The 15,026-nt window shown below is 52.5% G+C and carries 15 protein-coding genes; 13 read left to right on the top strand and 2 right to left on the bottom strand.

The window, feature by feature from the left end:
- Positions 1–24 precede the first annotated feature (24 nt).
- The 9 genes from D9N14_RS10085 to D9N14_RS10050 all read left to right on the top strand — a co-directional run bounded on the left by D9N14_RS10085 (position 25) and on the right by D9N14_RS10050 (position 8,668).
- Positions 25–1,299 (top strand): type II and III secretion system protein family protein, encoded by a 1,275-nt coding sequence (locus D9N14_RS10085; RefSeq protein ID WP_290579253.1) that lies wholly within the window; start codon positions 25–27, stop codon positions 1,297–1,299.
- A 23-nt stretch (positions 1,300–1,322) separates the two neighbouring features.
- On the top strand, positions 1,323–2,999 hold the full coding sequence (locus D9N14_RS10080) for an ATPase, T2SS/T4P/T4SS family (RefSeq protein ID WP_290579252.1): 1,677 nt from the start codon (positions 1,323–1,325) through the stop codon (positions 2,997–2,999).
- On the top strand, positions 2,996–3,871 hold the full coding sequence (locus D9N14_RS10075) for a type II secretion system F family protein (protein WP_290579251.1): 876 nt from the start codon (positions 2,996–2,998) through the stop codon (positions 3,869–3,871). Before D9N14_RS10080 ends, D9N14_RS10075 begins: the two co-directional genes overlap by 4 nt.
- A gap of 12 nt (positions 3,872–3,883) precedes the next feature.
- Positions 3,884–4,795, top strand: a complete 912-nt coding sequence (locus tag D9N14_RS10070) for a type II secretion system F family protein (RefSeq protein WP_290579250.1) — start codon at positions 3,884–3,886, stop codon at positions 4,793–4,795.
- 4 nt (positions 4,796–4,799) lie between these two features.
- Positions 4,800–5,162: a DUF192 domain-containing protein gene (locus D9N14_RS22700; RefSeq protein WP_411267930.1), complete on the top strand. Its 363-nt coding sequence runs from the start codon at positions 4,800–4,802 to the stop codon at positions 5,160–5,162.
- A gap of 64 nt (positions 5,163–5,226) precedes the next feature.
- Positions 5,227–6,786 (top strand): FHA domain-containing protein, encoded by a 1,560-nt coding sequence (locus D9N14_RS10065; RefSeq protein WP_290579249.1) that lies wholly within the window; start codon positions 5,227–5,229, stop codon positions 6,784–6,786.
- Positions 6,774–7,316: a tetratricopeptide repeat protein gene (locus D9N14_RS10060; RefSeq protein WP_290579248.1), complete on the top strand. Its 543-nt coding sequence runs from the start codon at positions 6,774–6,776 to the stop codon at positions 7,314–7,316. Before D9N14_RS10065 ends, D9N14_RS10060 begins: the two co-directional genes overlap by 13 nt.
- 5 nt (positions 7,317–7,321) lie before the next feature.
- Positions 7,322–7,987, top strand: coding sequence for a PP2C family protein-serine/threonine phosphatase (locus D9N14_RS10055; protein ID WP_290579247.1), 666 nt, complete (start codon positions 7,322–7,324; stop codon positions 7,985–7,987).
- A gap of 24 nt (positions 7,988–8,011) precedes the next feature.
- Positions 8,012–8,668 (top strand): TadE family protein, encoded by a 657-nt coding sequence (locus D9N14_RS10050; protein ID WP_290579246.1) that lies wholly within the window; start codon positions 8,012–8,014, stop codon positions 8,666–8,668.
- Here the strand turns inward: D9N14_RS10050 and D9N14_RS10045 are convergent.
- Positions 8,654–9,523: an NAD(P)-dependent oxidoreductase gene (locus D9N14_RS10045; protein WP_317622608.1), complete on the bottom strand. Its 870-nt coding sequence runs from the start codon at positions 9,521–9,523 to the stop codon at positions 8,654–8,656. The two genes, D9N14_RS10050 and D9N14_RS10045, sit on opposite strands and share 15 nt — an antisense overlap.
- 72 nt (positions 9,524–9,595) lie before the next feature.
- The gene (gene gltA / locus D9N14_RS10040) at positions 9,596–10,876 is read right to left on the bottom strand and encodes a citrate synthase (RefSeq protein WP_290579244.1); all 1,281 of its coding nucleotides are present in this window, start codon (positions 10,874–10,876) and stop codon (positions 9,596–9,598) included.
- 561 nt (positions 10,877–11,437) lie between these two features.
- Between gltA and sdhC the strand changes: the two genes are divergently transcribed.
- From sdhC to D9N14_RS10020, 4 genes are read left to right on the top strand one after another with little or no spacing between them, the layout of a single operon-like run.
- The gene (gene sdhC / locus D9N14_RS10035) at positions 11,438–11,812 is read left to right on the top strand and encodes a succinate dehydrogenase, cytochrome b556 subunit (protein WP_290579243.1); all 375 of its coding nucleotides are present in this window, start codon (positions 11,438–11,440) and stop codon (positions 11,810–11,812) included.
- On the top strand, positions 11,806–12,174 hold the full coding sequence (gene sdhD / locus D9N14_RS10030; protein WP_290579242.1) for a succinate dehydrogenase, hydrophobic membrane anchor protein: 369 nt from the start codon (positions 11,806–11,808) through the stop codon (positions 12,172–12,174). Before sdhC ends, sdhD begins: the two co-directional genes overlap by 7 nt.
- Before the next feature lie 3 nt (positions 12,175–12,177).
- Entirely contained in the window at positions 12,178–13,950 is a 1,773-nt protein-coding gene (sdhA, locus tag D9N14_RS10025) for a succinate dehydrogenase flavoprotein subunit (protein WP_290579241.1), read from the top strand.
- An 11-nt stretch (positions 13,951–13,961) separates the two neighbouring features.
- Positions 13,962–14,669: a succinate dehydrogenase iron-sulfur subunit gene (locus D9N14_RS10020; RefSeq protein WP_317622605.1), complete on the top strand. Its 708-nt coding sequence runs from the start codon at positions 13,962–13,964 to the stop codon at positions 14,667–14,669.
- Positions 14,670–15,026: the final 357 nt, after the last annotated feature.

Raw genomic sequence — 15,026 nt, 5'->3', positions numbered from 1 at the left:
AACAATAAAAAGGATTATTGAAGTATGGCTAAGACCACTGTGCGGGCTGTCCTGTCTGCATTCCTCGTTCTGTGTTCACTCTATGCACCACAGCTACCCGCAGCTGAGGATGCCTACTCTGGAACCGTCAATATTATTCAGGGGCAGACCCGTCTGATGCCCTATCCCGGTGTGAACCGGGTGTCCATTGGTCACCCGGATATCGCCAACGCCCAACCGACCGGGCCGGACGAAATTCTTCTGACCGGTCTTAAGGCCGGTGTGACGGACCTGCGTATCTGGACTGATGGAGGGCAGCAGATTCGCTATCTGCTGAAAGTGGTGGACAATTCCTGGGTGCAGATCCTGGAGGTGGCCAATATTGTGTTGGCGGATGTAGAAGGCGTTAATGCCCGCGAAGAAAACGGAATAGTGTTCATCGAAGGGCGGGTATTGCGGGAGCAGGATATCCCGATTCTTGAGGATATGAAAAAGAAACTCTCTAAAGAAATCAGCGGTGGCACGGTGGTGTTTAACATTGTCCGGCCCAAGGTCAGTCTGCAAGCCATGATCCTGTTGGACGTACAGGTGGTTGAGGTACGCCGGGATGACTTGCTGAACCTGGGTGTGGAGTGGGGCACCACGGCGGCCGGTCCGTTTTATAATTTTTCCGGCGAAGTGCACGGTGTCGTGGATACCCAGAAAATCTCTTCATTATTCGGCATCAACACCGGTGTGGCGTCCACCATCAATATTTTGCAATCCAATGGTATCGCCAGGGTGCTGGCTCAACCCAAATTGGTTACCAAAAGTGGTTCCAAAGCGGAGTTTCTGGCCGGTGGCGAGATCCCTATACCCATTCGTGGTGGTGATGGGGAGTTGACCGTAGAGTTCAAGCAGGTGGGTGTCATACTGGAGTTCGAGCCAGTGGCCGATCCCGATGGATTCATTAACACCAAGCTGAATGTGGAAGTCAGCGCGGTGGATGAAAGTGTGGAAGTGTTGGATATACCGGGTTTCATCACCCGCAAAACGAACATGGAAATGAACGTGCAAACCGGACAGGCCATGGTTATTTCTGGAATGTTGCAGGCCCAGGACAGCAAGGCCGTGGCTAAAGTACCAGGTCTGGGCTCCATTCCTATCCTGGGTGAATTGTTCAAATCACGGGATTTTCGTGAGAGTACGACCGAGCTGGTTATCTTTGTAACCCCGTATCTGGTGGACCCTGACAGTAAACGCAATCAGGATATGCTGGATTATGCGGAGAAGCTGAGCTCTGATGCCGGTGATGATATGAAGTACAGCATATTTGACTGAGGCTGTAGGCAGGCATTCGCTCCATGTTGAAATTCGAAGTCATAGACAGCAATAAAAACAAAACCATTTTCGAGTTTCCCCGAGGTAAAGTTGTGCTCGGAAAAGGGGACCACTGTGATGTCATTCTCACAGACAGTCATGTGTCCCGAAATCATGCCGAAATTCTGGTAGACGATAGCAGTGCCCGGCTGGCGGATCTTAATAGCACCAACGGGACCTGGGTGAATGGTGAACGGTTATTGGCTGAAATGATCTTGTCCGAAGGGGATTCTCTGCGCTTCGGGGAGATCACCGTGCGCATCACCGCCGTTCCTACTATAAAATCGGTGTTTGAAGAGGGGACCGATCGCAGGCAGAAGTTAGAGAGCGTCGAGCAGGAAAGCGAAGAGCTGGTGGCACTCAAGCGCCGCATTCATTCTTTGATTCTTGATTACCTTGATCTGCGTAAGCGCGCCAACCTGCAAACCATGGGGCAGGATGAGCTGCGGATTGAGGCAGAAAAAGCCACTCGTGAAATCATACAAGATCACGTTGAGCGCATTCCGGATGGAATTACCAAAGCGGAACTGCAGCGTCAGGTGGTGGCGGAAGCCGTCGGCCTGGGGGCTCTGGAGCCATTGGTTAACGATGATGCGGTGACTGAAATTATGGTCAATGGTCCCGATCAAATTTACGTGGAAAAAGATGGTCGCCTCACTTTGTCGCAGAGCCGCTTCTCCAGTACCCAGTCCTTGCTCGCCGTTATTGACCGCATCGTGGCACCGCTCGGTCGCCGTATAGATGAAAGCTCGCCCATGGTGGATGCCCGACTTCCAGACGGCTCCCGAGTCAATGCGGTTATTCCACCTTTGGCCCTGAATGGCCCTTCCATTACCATCCGTAAGTTCGCCAAGAAAAATCTCTTCATGTCGGATTTGATTCGTTTTGGGTCTATCTCCGAACCGATGGGGTTGTTCCTGAAAGCCGCAGTGGAACTGAAACAGAACATTGTTATCTCAGGTGGAACCGGTTCAGGTAAAACCACCTTGCTGAACATACTGTCGAACTTCATCGGATCGGAGGACCGTATCATCACCATCGAGGATGCGGCCGAACTGAAGCTCAATCAGCCTCATGTGGTTGCGTTGGAAAGCCGACCGGCGAACGCTGAAGGCAAGGGTAAGGTGTCCATTCGGGATCTGGTGATCAATGCCTTGCGGATGCGCCCAGACCGCATCGTGGTGGGGGAGTGCCGCGGTGGCGAGGCCTTGGACATGCTGCAGGCGATGAACACCGGACATGATGGGTCACTGACCACGGGGCACGCGAACTCACCTGGGGATTTTCTCAGCCGATTGGAAGTGATGGTGATGATGGCAGGGGTGGACTTGCCCTCCCGTGCCATCCGCGAACAGATTGCCTCTGCCGTGGACATACTGGTTCAGCAAACCCGCCTGGCGGATGGCACCCGTAGAATCACCCACATTATGGAGGTTGTCGGATTCCAGGATGACAAAATCCAGCTTGAGCCGATATTTCAGTTTATACGGAAAGGCTATGATGCCAATGGGAAGATCGCCGGAACCTATAGACCCACCGGATACATTCCAAAGTTTTACCGTAATTCAATAGAGCAGGGCATAGAATTGGATCTGTCCCTGTTCGGGGATCCGGCCCAGGATGTCACTACTGAAAACGGTAATGGTAGCCTGGCGTCATGAATGAGCTTCTGCAGATCATACAGAGCAATGCACAGCTGGTGGCTTTCGGGCTCATTTCCGTTGCCTTTTTTTGTGTTGCCTGGGTGATGATCAACGTCGGCAAGCAAGTGTTTTCCCTGTACCAGAAGAACTTCTACCAGCAGGTGGACAAGGGCTTGCGGGATGTGGTTGTAATGATGGAGCCTGGCCAGGTGTTCACGCTCACGTTCGTTACCGCCATCATAGTGGTGCCTCTGGTGTTCTGGATCGCAAATGTGGTGGTGGCCTTGATAGTAGCGGTGGTCATATTCATTGCGCCGTCGTTCGTTTTGAAAGTGATGAAAACACGACGCTCGGATGAATTTGTTGAACAGTTGCCCGATGCGCTTTCTTCCATATCCTCCTCACTGAAATCCGGCCTCAATCTGGTTAAGGCTTTTCAACAGGTAGCGAAAAACCAGCCTCAGCCTTTGGCTCAGGAGTTTACGCAAGTGCTGGTGGAGTATCGTGTTGGTACAGATCTTGGGGATTCTTTGGATGCCATGGCCAAGCGCATCGACCGTGACGATCTTTTGTTGATGAACTCCGCCATTAAGATTTCCCGTACGGTAGGGGGGAATCTGGCGGAAACCCTGGAAGTGCTTTCGAAAACTCTCCGGGAGAAATCCAAGGTGGAAGGCAAGATTCGGGCGCTGACGTCCATGGGTAAAGCACAGGGTACATTGGCGACCTTTTTTCCGGTATTTATTGGCTATGTCTTTTACAAGATCGAGCCGGAAGCCATGTCCATGCTGTTCACCACCAAGCTGGGTTGGATCTGGTTGGGGATTATGATTGGCATGTCCATTATGGCCTATATCATGATCGAAAAAATTGTAAATGTGGATGTATAGGTGCAATAGACGATGACCCAATACATACCCATTCTGTTGATGTCGCTTTCTGTCGGACTGGCCGCTTTCGCCTTGGTGAATCTGTTCCTGCGCACACGGGTCAAGTCAAAGGAAGATTGGCGTGATCCACCGCCACTGATCTACAAGTTGTTCAAACCCATCGTAAGGTTGTTTTCGTCAGACATGCGCGGTGCGATGTCCGATCGGCTCTATAATCGCATTAATACCCGATTAAGCACCGGTGGCATGAACTATGCCATTCTTGCGGAGGAGTTCTTTACGCTGAAGTTTGTGTGTCTGGTGTTTACGTGCCTGGTTTCCTATATGCTTTTTTCCATGCCGACTGAGCAGGGTGGTGAGGTCAGGTTGATCATCGCAGCCATGATACCATTGGGCTTTTTCTATCCGGATATCTGGTTGAACGACAAGGTTATACGTCGTCGTAATCGGGTAGCAAAAGAGTTTCCGTTCCTACTGGATTTGCTGGTGCTGTCGATGCGCGCGGGCCTGAACTATTCCACCTCACTGGGGCAGGCCATCTCCAATTTGCCTGAGGGGCCGGTCAAGGACGAATTTGGCAAGCTGCTGCGGGAAATCCGGGCAGGGAAGGTGCGTCGCCAGGCGCTGCTGGATCTGGCGGCACGGATGGACACAAAGTCGATTCACAATTTTGTCGCAGCCATTAACCAAGCCGAAGAAACCGGTGGAGAAATTGTTGAGGTCTTGACGCTTCAGGCCGAGCAACGTCGAAGCGAACGCTTCAATCAGGCGGAAGAAGCCGCCAACAAAGCGCCGGTTAAGATGCTGCTGCCTCTCGTGCTCTTCCTGTTCCCCATTATTTTCATGCTGATCGGGTTTGTCTTGGTGGTGAAGTTATCAGAGACAAACTTCCTCCCCAAAATCATCGTTGATCTTCTGGTGTAGCCTGATGGTGGGTGTTTGTAGGGCAATATCTTCCAGGACCGGAAAGGCCAGGTCCACGGGCTTGGCTCGCGTGCGCACGGCCAACACCTTCTGGTCCCGCTTTATCGGGTTGCTCAACCGCTCCAGCCTGGCTGAGGATGAGGGTCTATTAATTACACCGTGCGCCAGTATCCACACGTTTTTCATGCGTTTTACCATAGATCTTGTGTTTCTGGGTCAGGACAACCGCGTATTAGGGGTCTCCAGCAACGTGCGCCCTTATAGAATTAGGCTGTCGCCCCGTGGCACCTGCTCCGTTCTGGAAATTGCACAAGGTAACGTTAAGAAAACAGGAATTCACTTGGATGACCGGTTGATATTTGATTAAATGCTTAGTATTAGAAGAATAATATTTCGCGGCCTGGTCCTCGGGCTGCACGCAGGGCAGTGTAATGAACCAGAATTCCGATAATTTTGTAGTCGAATCAACCCCCGTCCTCGATCTGAAAAAACACGGACTCGAAAAAAGTCACAGTGAGCCGGGTCTGGGGCCGGCACAATCCTGGGATGCCGATCGCACGGAAGTCTACGCCGATATCGAAGATTCCGATGCTATTGCCTCCCTCATCGCTGACACCGGAGAGTCCTATCCAATCACCACGTTTCCTTTCATTATCGGTCGCGGTAGTGAGTGTGATTTGGTATTACAGGGCAAGGGTGTGTCCCGCAAGCATGCAGAAATTGTATTCCAGTCGGGCCGCTTCGTTGTTAACGATATGGAAAGCCTCAACGGTATCAAGGTCAACGGTTATAAAGTTGCCCGGGTTATTCTGGAGGAAAACGATGTAATTAAGTTGGGGGAGGTTTCCCTGACGTTCCATTCCGGAGAGGGGGGCGCGGAGTCGACTCCAGAGACCGTAAAACAGCCCAAATCCGGGCTTTTTGGCAAGCGCAAATCCGAAGCGGTAGAACGGGATGATACTTTCGGGCCCAGTCCTGCCAAGAAAATAGCAAGTGCGGCGGTGCTGGTGCTGGCTGCCGGCATTTTTGCCTACGCCGGGATGCTGTATTTTCAGAGGGGGTCAGGCCCTGAAGGGATTGCACTGAACGCGCCGATGCCCCCCGTCAATCAGCCGGCCACGCCCCCTGCGAGTACCCAACCGCGCACCAGTGCGCCTGTCGATGTTGCACCGCCTGCCCAGACTGCTGCTCCCGCAGTGCAGAAGCCTGCTCCGGTGCCCCAAGTGGCCGATGTGGCGGCTCCACCTCCTGCTTCCTCCATTGCGCCACCTCCCAGCTTGGCGATTGCACCGGCGCGGGTGGAAACATTGTCAGACCCTGTTCCCACGGCGGTGGTTCCGCCTCCGGCGGCGCCCAAGCCCGCGCCCAAACCGGCCCCCAACCTGAATAGCCAGGCTGCCGCTGCCCAGTCCACGGCGCAAAGTCTTTATATCCAAGGTAAGGCTCCGCAGGCGTTGGATGAGCTGAAAAAATACATCGGTAATGCTGCCGTCTCGGCCAGTTATCAGGATCGGGTCAAAGCCAGTTACCGGGATATTGATGCCCTGTATTCCCAATACACAGACGCGCAGAAAGCGTTTGCGGCCGGCGATAAGGATCGGGCATTCAGCATCTGGACCGACTTTATGTCCAGGGAATCCGCTCTGCTTGATGGCCAAAAGAGTGTTTACAGTCGTTCAATTGTTACCAAGGTGATGGACGAATATGTAGAGCGCGGCAATCGCGCATCCAATGAAGGTGACTACCACAGTGCCTATAATTATTGGAGCAAAGCGGTTGAGCTTGGCGACAGTGTCAGCGCCAAGATTGCGATCGACAACCTCAACAATAAAGCACGACAGCTCTATCGCCAGGCTCTGCGACTGGAATACGTGAATACGAATAAAGCAAAAGCCATGTGGGCAGAGGTCACCCAGTTGCTACCGCCGGGTACGGAGTATCATACCAAAGCGAGTGCTAAACTGGCCTGGTATGAAAAATGGGGAAGCTGATGCGTCGAGTTTTGTTGTTGGCTCTTATGGTTGGCGCATTGCTCGGCTGTGCCGGAAACCCGACCAGTATGTCAGGCGCGTCATCTATTAAGATGTCACCCACTCAGCAGCTGATGCAGCAACTGAAAGTGCATTATGATCAGGGCGAAATGCTGTATAAGTCAGGGCAGTTGGAGCAAGCTCGAAAGGAGTTTGAGTCCATGCTGCAATTAAAACCGGATGAGCCCAATGCCAATTATCGTTTGGGCACCATTGCTTTTCGTCTGCGTGAGTTTGATGAGTCTGCCGCCTACTTCACTGCGGTTATTCAGGTGGACCCAAAGCATCTCAAGGCCCATTACAACCTGGCTTCCATTCGTTTAATGCAAGCTGAAAACCATTTTAAGTACTACGCTGCGTTAGTGGAGCCGGATACCGATTTGGCCAAGGTTTCCAAATTGATAGCAGACATTGATCGTTTTAACAGTAAGCGGTTGCCAAATGGCAACGAGCAGAACCTGGATCAGCTTGCAACTTCCCTTAAAAAATAAAAAGAATGGTACACGTAGTCACTCTTAGTCAAAAAGGCGACAAGTCTGCCGTCAACGAAGATGCGTGTCTGGCGCTGGCCAGTAAGGGTGTTTTCGTCGTCGCTGACGGTGTGGGAGGTGGTCCCTCTGGTGACTTTGCTTCGCGCACGTTGGTGCAGGAAATCGAAGCGTTATGTGCCACTAGTGATCAGCCGGAAGAAGACCTGCTACAGGCGATCCAAAGTGCAAACCTTAAGATTTACCAGGCAGGCCAGGATCCCAAGCTGAACGGCATGGCGACCACGGTAGCCGCCATTGTGATTCAGGGTGAATCGCTGCTGGTGTGCCATGTTGGTGACAGTCGGGTTTACCTGCTGCGTAATGGTGATATGAGTGCGTTGACACGCGACCACTCCAAACTGATTGCCAAGAATGACGTGCAAAAGCAGGTTGTCACTAATGCCCTTGGAATCAGGGAGTCTGTCAAAATTGAGATCAGTCGATTCTCTCACTTGATAGGGGATCAACTGTTGTTGATGACAGACGGTATCAGCGATGTTGTAAATGAACGGCGCATGCACCAATTGTTGTCGGTGGAGGGGCGTTCTACATCGGAGAAACTCAAATCCCTGGTGGAGGAAAGTGAAATGGCCGGGGGGAAGGACGATAAAACGGTGCTCTGTGTTTTCTGAACTCAGAAGGAGCGGGCAATGCGAATGTTAAACAAAGCATATGGATACAAGCAGGCGGGCGTTACTATGGTGGAGACCATGTTGGTCATGCCCATCATGCTCCTGATTGGCTTCGGAATTGTGCATGCCGGCCTGGTTTATCAGGCGCAAGCTAATCTGGAGTATGCTGCGTTGATGGCGGCCCGGGTGGGTGCAGCTTCGAATATCGACATGGCAGCCATGAAAAAAGAGTTGGAGTACCGCATGCGTGCCACCAGCGGTGTGGATGGCAGTGACGCTGATGTGGTGACTGAAGAACTGAATAAGATGGGAATTGAAGTGTTAAACCCGTCTTACCAGATGTTTTTGGATTGTGGCCAACAACCAGTGATCACCAGCGGGTGCGCAGAACCATCCAACTGCGAGATACCCTATTTCGGGATGCAGTTTTTCGATCACTCAGCTACGATTTGCTCCAATGTCAGTATTCAGGATGCCAACATCCTTCGTATCCGTGCCACTTATACCTATAACAGTCGAATCCCATTCTTGAATCGAATCCGTTTTGTCGGTGAGGGGGCGCTCCCGCCGGAGCAGGACGGCATTACTGTCTCCGCGGTGGCTACCGTCCGCATGCAATCGCCGGCCCGCTTATCATATGATCTGCTTGACAGCTACAACAATGCATCAGGAGGAGACTAAGCGCTTCAGCAAGCTGGAGGTATCCCAGCGACCTCCGCCCATTTTTTGCACCTCTGAATAAAACTGATCCACCAACGCTGCAACCGGCAGGTGCGCGCCGTTTTTCCTCGCCTCCTGCAGGCAGATATTTAAATCCTTTCGCATCCAGTCAACCGCGAAGCCATGATCGTACTGATCCTGATTCATTGTCTTGTGGCGATTATCCATCTGCCACGACTGGGCGGCGCCTTTGCCGATAACATCAAAGACCTGTTCAACATCCAGCCCTGACTTTTGTGCGAACTGCACACCTTCGGCCAAACTTTGAATCAAGCCCGCAATACAGATCTGGTTCACCATTTTGGTCAATTGGCCTGCGCCCCATGCCCCCATCAAGCTGGTTTGTCTTGCGTAATGGTTCATCACCGGTTGTACGCGGTCGAAGCATGTCTGCTCACCACCGCACATGATGGTCAGTAGTCCGTTTTCGGCACCTTGCTGTCCGCCTGACACCGGAGCATCCAGAAAGCCTGCGCCTTTCGCCTGCAGAATTGACCCAATCTCCTGCGCTATTTGCGCCGACGCAGTAGTGTGATCAACCAGAATGCTGTCAGGGCAAATAGAGTGAATGATGCCATTGGTGCCAATGACTACTTCGCGCAGGTCCTCGTCATTACCGACGCAGGTGAACACCAGTTCGGCATCCATGGCGGCGGTGGCCGGGGTATCTGCTGAACTGCCAGTGAACTGGTCGAGCCAGTTCTGGGCTTTCTCTCGGGTTCGGTTGTAGACGCACACATCCAACCCTGCATTGGCAAGATGTCCCGCCATGGGATAGCCCATGACACCGAGTCCAATAAATGCAACTTTCATTATTATTCCTTTCGTGCAGGTGGGGGAGACTCAAATAATAGCCGAAAAAAAAGGCCGCTTGCGCGGCCTTTTTTCTTATCGCTTGTCCAGCGGCACAAAGTCACGCTGTGGTGAGCCGGTGTACAACTGACGGGGACGACCGATGCGGTAGGAGCCGCTGATCATCTCGTGCCAGTGGGCAACCCAGCCAACGGTTCTAGCCAGCGCGAAGATCACGGTGAACATGCTGGTGGGAATCCCGATGGCTTTCAGGATGATGCCAGAGTAGAAGTCCACGTTGGGGTACAGGTTCTTCTCAATGAAGTAGCTGTCGGAGCGGGCGATGTCTTCCAGCTTCATGGCCAGTTCCAGCAGTGGATCCTTGATACCCAGTTCGCCCAGTACCTCGTGGCAGGTCTCACGCATTACTTTGGCACGGGGATCGTAGTTCTTGTACACGCGGTGACCAAAGCCCATCAGGCGGAACGGGTCGTTTTTGTCCTTCGCTTTGGCGACGAATTTATCAACATTGGACACATCGCCGATTTCGGTGAGCATATCCAATACCGCTTCGTTCGCACCACCGTGAGCCGGTCCCCACAGGGCTGCGATTCCGGCTGCGATGCAGGCGAAGGGGTTCGCGCCGGAGGAACCGGCCAGGCGTACAGTGGAGGTGGATGCGTTCTGTTCGTGATCCGCGTGCAGGATGAAGATTTTGTCCATGGCCTTGGCCAGGATGGGGTTCACCTCATATTCTTCGCAGGGAACGCCGAACATCATCTGCAGGAAGTTCTCAGAGTAACTGAGGTCGTTCTTCGGATACATGAACGGCTGGCCGAGGGAGTACTTGTAGCACATGGCGGCCAATGTGGGCATCTTCGCGATCAGGCGGAATGCCGCAATCTCGCGATGACGTTCGTCGGAGATTTCCAGGGAATCGTGATAGAACGCTGACAGGGCACCGACGACACCACACATGATGGCCATGGGGTGCGCATCGCGCCGGAAGCCCTGATAGAAATTACGCAGCTGTTCATGCACCATGGTGTGATTGTTGATGGTGCTTTCGAACTTTTCTTTCTCGGCGGCGTTGGGGAGCTCTCCGTACAGGAGAAGGTAGCAAACTTCCAGATAATCTGAGTGGTCTGCCAGTTGATCGATGGGATAGCCTCGGTGCAACAGAATGCCCTTGCCGCCATCAATGTAGGTGATTTTCGACTCGCAGGCGGCAGTGGAAACAAAGCCTGGGTCGTAAGTGAATACACCCTGTGCAGTCAACTGGCCTACGTCAACGACGTCAGGACCGATTGTGCCAGAATAAATGGGAAGATCGAGGGTGTTTTCGCCTAGGGTCAACTGAGCGCTTTTCTCAGTCATATTACTCTCCTGTACTCGGTTAGCAGGCAGTCCAGCAGGAATTGTGCCGAAACGACCAACTGTCTCCCTGATAGGAAGCCAGCTGTGCCTACGTGCTCGTTAATATGGAGCCTCTGCATTTAAGCCCTGTGTCACAAAGGTAATTGTGCCACGATGAACGGCTTTGTCGTGAACGTATTTGACTACTTATGCTCAAACGCCTCAAATCAGGTCGAGCTAAAGTGGTGGCCAAAACTAATCACTCAACGAAAGTTTGTCAATTTATTTCAGGCGTGAGTGATTGTTTTAACAGCAAAGACCGCTAAGTCACACATTTCAGGCTCATTGTAGTGCATGACGGCATTATTGTGCGCCAATCTGGGTATAAATGCTTGTTATACAAACGTCTATATCCCCAATAGATCAATTGTATTTCAATGTCTATGGGACTATACTTCGGCCCCGAATGAGAGAGGGGCACAAAATTCGGGGTTATTTAACTTCCTGATTTTTCTTGCCTAACTATTCTCGGAACTTCCTTCAACGCTCCATTTTGGAGCCACAGTCGCAGTGGTTAGAACCGTGAAAAGTCAACGACCTGTTAATCTGGATATCACGACTATCAAGTTTACGCCGCAAATGATTGCCTCGATTACCCATCGTATCGCGGGGGTAGGGATCTTTGTTGGTATGGCTTTCCTTATTTGGGGTTTGGGCTTGTCCCTGCAAAGTCAGGAGTCTTTCGATCAGTTGAAAGAGTGCATGGACAGCGTGATCGCCAAGCTCATCCTCTGGGTTATTCTTGCCGGTTTCATCTATCACTTTGTGGCTGGTGTTCGTCACTTGTTAATGGATGCCGGGTATTTTGAAACACTGGAGGGATCCAGGGCGCTTTCCATTCTGGTGTTGGTGGCGTCCGCTGTTCTTATTCTTGCTGCGGGGGTGTGGGTATGGTAACCAGCGTTACGAGTTTGGGCAAAAACGGCCTGTATGATTGGGTTATCCAGCGCGCCACTGCGGTTATTCTGGGTGTTTACTTTCTGTGCATGATGGGGTTCTTCATTGCTAACCCTGATCTGACCTTTGATAAGTGGCAGACCTATATGTCGACTACTTATATGCGCGTATTCACATTGATTGCATTGGTGTCCATGGCTGCTCACGCCTGGGTTGGTCTGTGGACGATCTCCACAGACTATCTGACGACCCGTCAGATGGGCGCCGCAGGCACGTTTATCCGAATTGCTTTTCAGGCTGTATGCGCGCTGGTAACAGTGGTGTACGTGGTGTGGGGCATCCAGATTTTGTGGGGTATTTAAAAGATGGCCAATATGCGTACTTTAACGTTTGACGCAGTAATCGTTGGTGGCGGTGGAGCCGGTATGCGCGCTGCACTGCAACTGGCTCAGTCAGGTCAGAAGACTGCGCTTATTTCCAAGGTGTTTCCCACTCGATCTCACACTGTGTCTGCCCAGGGTGGTATCACTTGTGCGATCGCCAGTGCAGACCCCAATGATGATTGGCGTTGGCACATGTATGACACCGTCAAGGGGTCTGACTATATCGGTGACCAGGATGCTATCGAGTATATGTGTAGCGTCGGTCCTGAAGCGGTATTCGAATTGGATCACATGGGGCTTCCATTCTCCCGCACGGAAGCTGGCCGGATCTATCAGCGTCCATTCGGTGGCCAGTCCAAAAATTTTGGTGAAGGTGGTCAGGCTGCGCGGACCTGCGCGGCGGCAGACCGAACCGGTCATGCTCTGCTGCATACCCTGTATCAGCAAAACGTACGCAACAACACCAACTTTTATAATGAATGGTATGCCGCAGACCTGGTTACCAACCAGGACGGCGCAGTAACCGGCGTTATCGCTATCTCCATGGAAACTGGCGAGTCGGTTTACTTCAAATCCAAGGCTACCGTCTTTGCCACAGGGGGCTCCGGCCGTATTTACGCGTCCACGACCAACGCCCTGATCAACACCGGGGACGGTGTGGGTATGGCGCTGCGGGCTGGATTCCCGGTACAAGACATTGAAATGTGGCAGTTCCACCCCACCGGTATTGCCGGTGCCGGGGTTCTGGTGACAGAAGGCTGTCGTGGTGAGGGTGGTTATTTGGTGAACAAGGATGGCGAGCGCTTCATGGAGCGTTACGCACCCAACGCCAAAGACCTGGCGGGCCGGGACGTAGTGGCCCGATCCATGATGCAGGAAATTCTGGATGGCCGCGGTTGCGGGCCTGAAGGCGATCACGTTTTCCTGAAACTGGATCACCTGGGTGAAGAGGTTCTGCACAAGCGGCTGCCTGGTATCTGTGAGTTGTCGATTACCTTCGCCGCTGCCGACCCGGTCAAGGTGCCCATTCCGGTGGTGCCGACCTGTCACTATATGATGGGGGGGATTCCCACCAACATTCATGGTCAGGCGATCATGCAGGACGCCGATGGCAAAGATAAAATCATCGACGGCTTGTACGCGGTAGGCGAAGTTGCCTGTGTGTCTGTGCACGGCGCCAACCGTTTGGGAGGTAACTCCCTGTTGGATCTGGTGGTCTTCGGTCGGGCCGCGGGCCTCTTCATTGAGAAGGCTCTGAAAGAAGGTATCGAACACCGAGATACCTCAGAATCCGATTTGGAGCGTGCTTACAGTCGTTTGAATCGCCTGGAGGCTTCCACCTCTGGTGAAGATGTCGCCAAACTGCGTAAGGAACTGCAGACTAATATGCAGAACAATTTCGGCGTGTTCCGCAAAGGCGACTTGATGATACAGGGCGTTAAGAAGCTGGAAGAGCTGCGTGAGCGCATTGGCAATACTCATCTTGTGGATAAGAGCAGCGCGTTCAACACTGCGCGTATCGAAGCCCTTGAGTTGGATAACCTGTTGGAAGTGGCCGAGGCGACTGCGATCGCAGCGGAAGGCCGTAAGGAAAGTCGCGGTGCTCACAGCCGCTATGACTATCCGGATCGTGATGATGAGAACTGGTTGGCTCACTCAATCTACGACCCTAAAACCAAGAAGCTTTCCCAGCGCGCTGTTAACTTTTCACCCAAGCAGGTGGAAACGTTCCAGCCCAAGGTCCGAACTTACTAAGGTGAATCGATATGTTGCAGGTTAGTATTTATCGCTACAATCCGGACACAGATTCTGAGCCGTTCATGAAGGATTACCAGATTGAAACCGGTGGCAAGGATCTGATGGTGCTGGACGTCCTGAACCTTGTGAAAGAGCAGGATTCCTCGTTGGCCTATCGCCGCTCTTGCCGGGAAGGTGTGTGCGGCTCCGACGGTATGAACATCAATGGCAAGAACGGCCTGGCTTGTATTACCTCTATCTCTCAGGCAACCGGTGGCAAGGGTAAGCTGGTATTGCGCCCTCTGCCGGGATTGCCCGTAGTGCGCGACCTGGTTGTGGATATGACCATGTTCTACAACCAGTATGAGAAGATTAAGCCGTATCTGGTGAATGATACGCCGGTACCCCCGATCGAGCGCCTGCAGACCCCGGAAGAGCGGGACAAGCTGGACGGGCTGTATGAATGCATTCTGTGTGCCTGCTGCTCTACATCCTGTCCATCCTTCTGGTGGAATCCGGATAAGTTCATTGGGCCGGCGGGATTGCTGCAGGCTTATCGCTTCATCGCTGACAGTCGTGACACCATCACGGAGCAGCGTTTGTCGGACCTGGACGATCCTTTCAGTCTGTTCCGTTGCCGCGGAATCATGAACTGTGTGAACGTATGCCCCAAGGGTTTGAACCCCACCAAGGCCATCGGTCACATCCGATCACTGCTGCTGCAACAGGGCACATAAACGTTTGTTTATTGGTCGGAAGTCTATATAATTCTGTGGTCTCGGCCACCTAAGCGATTCCCTTTAGGTGGTCCACTGAAAAGACGCTACACTTGATGTTGGGAATGCAGGGGTGTCGGTCAACTAATGTTTTGGCACCCTCTGTGAATTTCCTTGCTCCGCCCAAAAAGCGGATGCAGGTTGATTTTTGAAACCTTAGGGCTATCGGTAAAACCGAACTATCTGGAAGCGCATTTGGCTCAACCCGCCAGTCGCAAACCTAACATGTTTACACGTGTCCGTTGCTGATTCGCGTCTCTGCAGATAGTGTCCTAGATCGACACGGTGATCTGCAATGGAAGATAGTTTGATGTATCG

This window comes from Ketobacter sp., assembly GCF_003671495.1.
GTDB lineage: Bacteria > Pseudomonadota > Gammaproteobacteria > Pseudomonadales > Ketobacteraceae > Ketobacter.
The sequence above is the reverse complement of the archived record's forward strand: the minus strand, read 5'-3'. Positions and strand labels throughout refer to the sequence as shown.

Bases quoted from the DNA above. Each gene is read 5' to 3' on its own strand.
- D9N14_RS10085 (WP_290579253.1), top strand. From the start codon at position 25: ATGGCTAAGACCACTGTGCGGGCTGTCCTGTCTGCATTCCTCGTTCTG.
- D9N14_RS10065 (WP_290579249.1), top strand. From the start codon at position 5,227: ATGAACCAGAATTCCGATAATTTTGTAGTCGAATCAACCCCCGTCCTC.
- D9N14_RS10080 (WP_290579252.1), top strand. From the start codon at position 1,323: ATGTTGAAATTCGAAGTCATAGACAGCAATAAAAACAAAACCATTTTC.
- D9N14_RS22700 (WP_411267930.1), top strand. From the start codon at position 4,800: ATGGTGGGTGTTTGTAGGGCAATATCTTCCAGGACCGGAAAGGCCAGG.
- D9N14_RS10075 (WP_290579251.1), top strand. From the start codon at position 2,996: ATGAATGAGCTTCTGCAGATCATACAGAGCAATGCACAGCTGGTGGCT.
- D9N14_RS10055 (WP_290579247.1), top strand. From the start codon at position 7,322: ATGGTACACGTAGTCACTCTTAGTCAAAAAGGCGACAAGTCTGCCGTC.
- D9N14_RS10050 (WP_290579246.1), top strand. From the start codon at position 8,012: ATGTTAAACAAAGCATATGGATACAAGCAGGCGGGCGTTACTATGGTG.
- D9N14_RS10070 (WP_290579250.1), top strand. From the start codon at position 3,884: ATGACCCAATACATACCCATTCTGTTGATGTCGCTTTCTGTCGGACTG.
- sdhA (WP_290579241.1), top strand. From the start codon at position 12,178: ATGGCCAATATGCGTACTTTAACGTTTGACGCAGTAATCGTTGGTGGC.
- sdhD (WP_290579242.1), top strand. From the start codon at position 11,806: ATGGTAACCAGCGTTACGAGTTTGGGCAAAAACGGCCTGTATGATTGG.
- gltA (WP_290579244.1), bottom strand. From the start codon at position 10,876: ATGACTGAGAAAAGCGCTCAGTTGACCCTAGGCGAAAACACCCTCGAT.
- D9N14_RS10060 (WP_290579248.1), top strand. From the start codon at position 6,774: ATGGGGAAGCTGATGCGTCGAGTTTTGTTGTTGGCTCTTATGGTTGGC.
- D9N14_RS10020 (WP_317622605.1), top strand. From the start codon at position 13,962: ATGTTGCAGGTTAGTATTTATCGCTACAATCCGGACACAGATTCTGAG.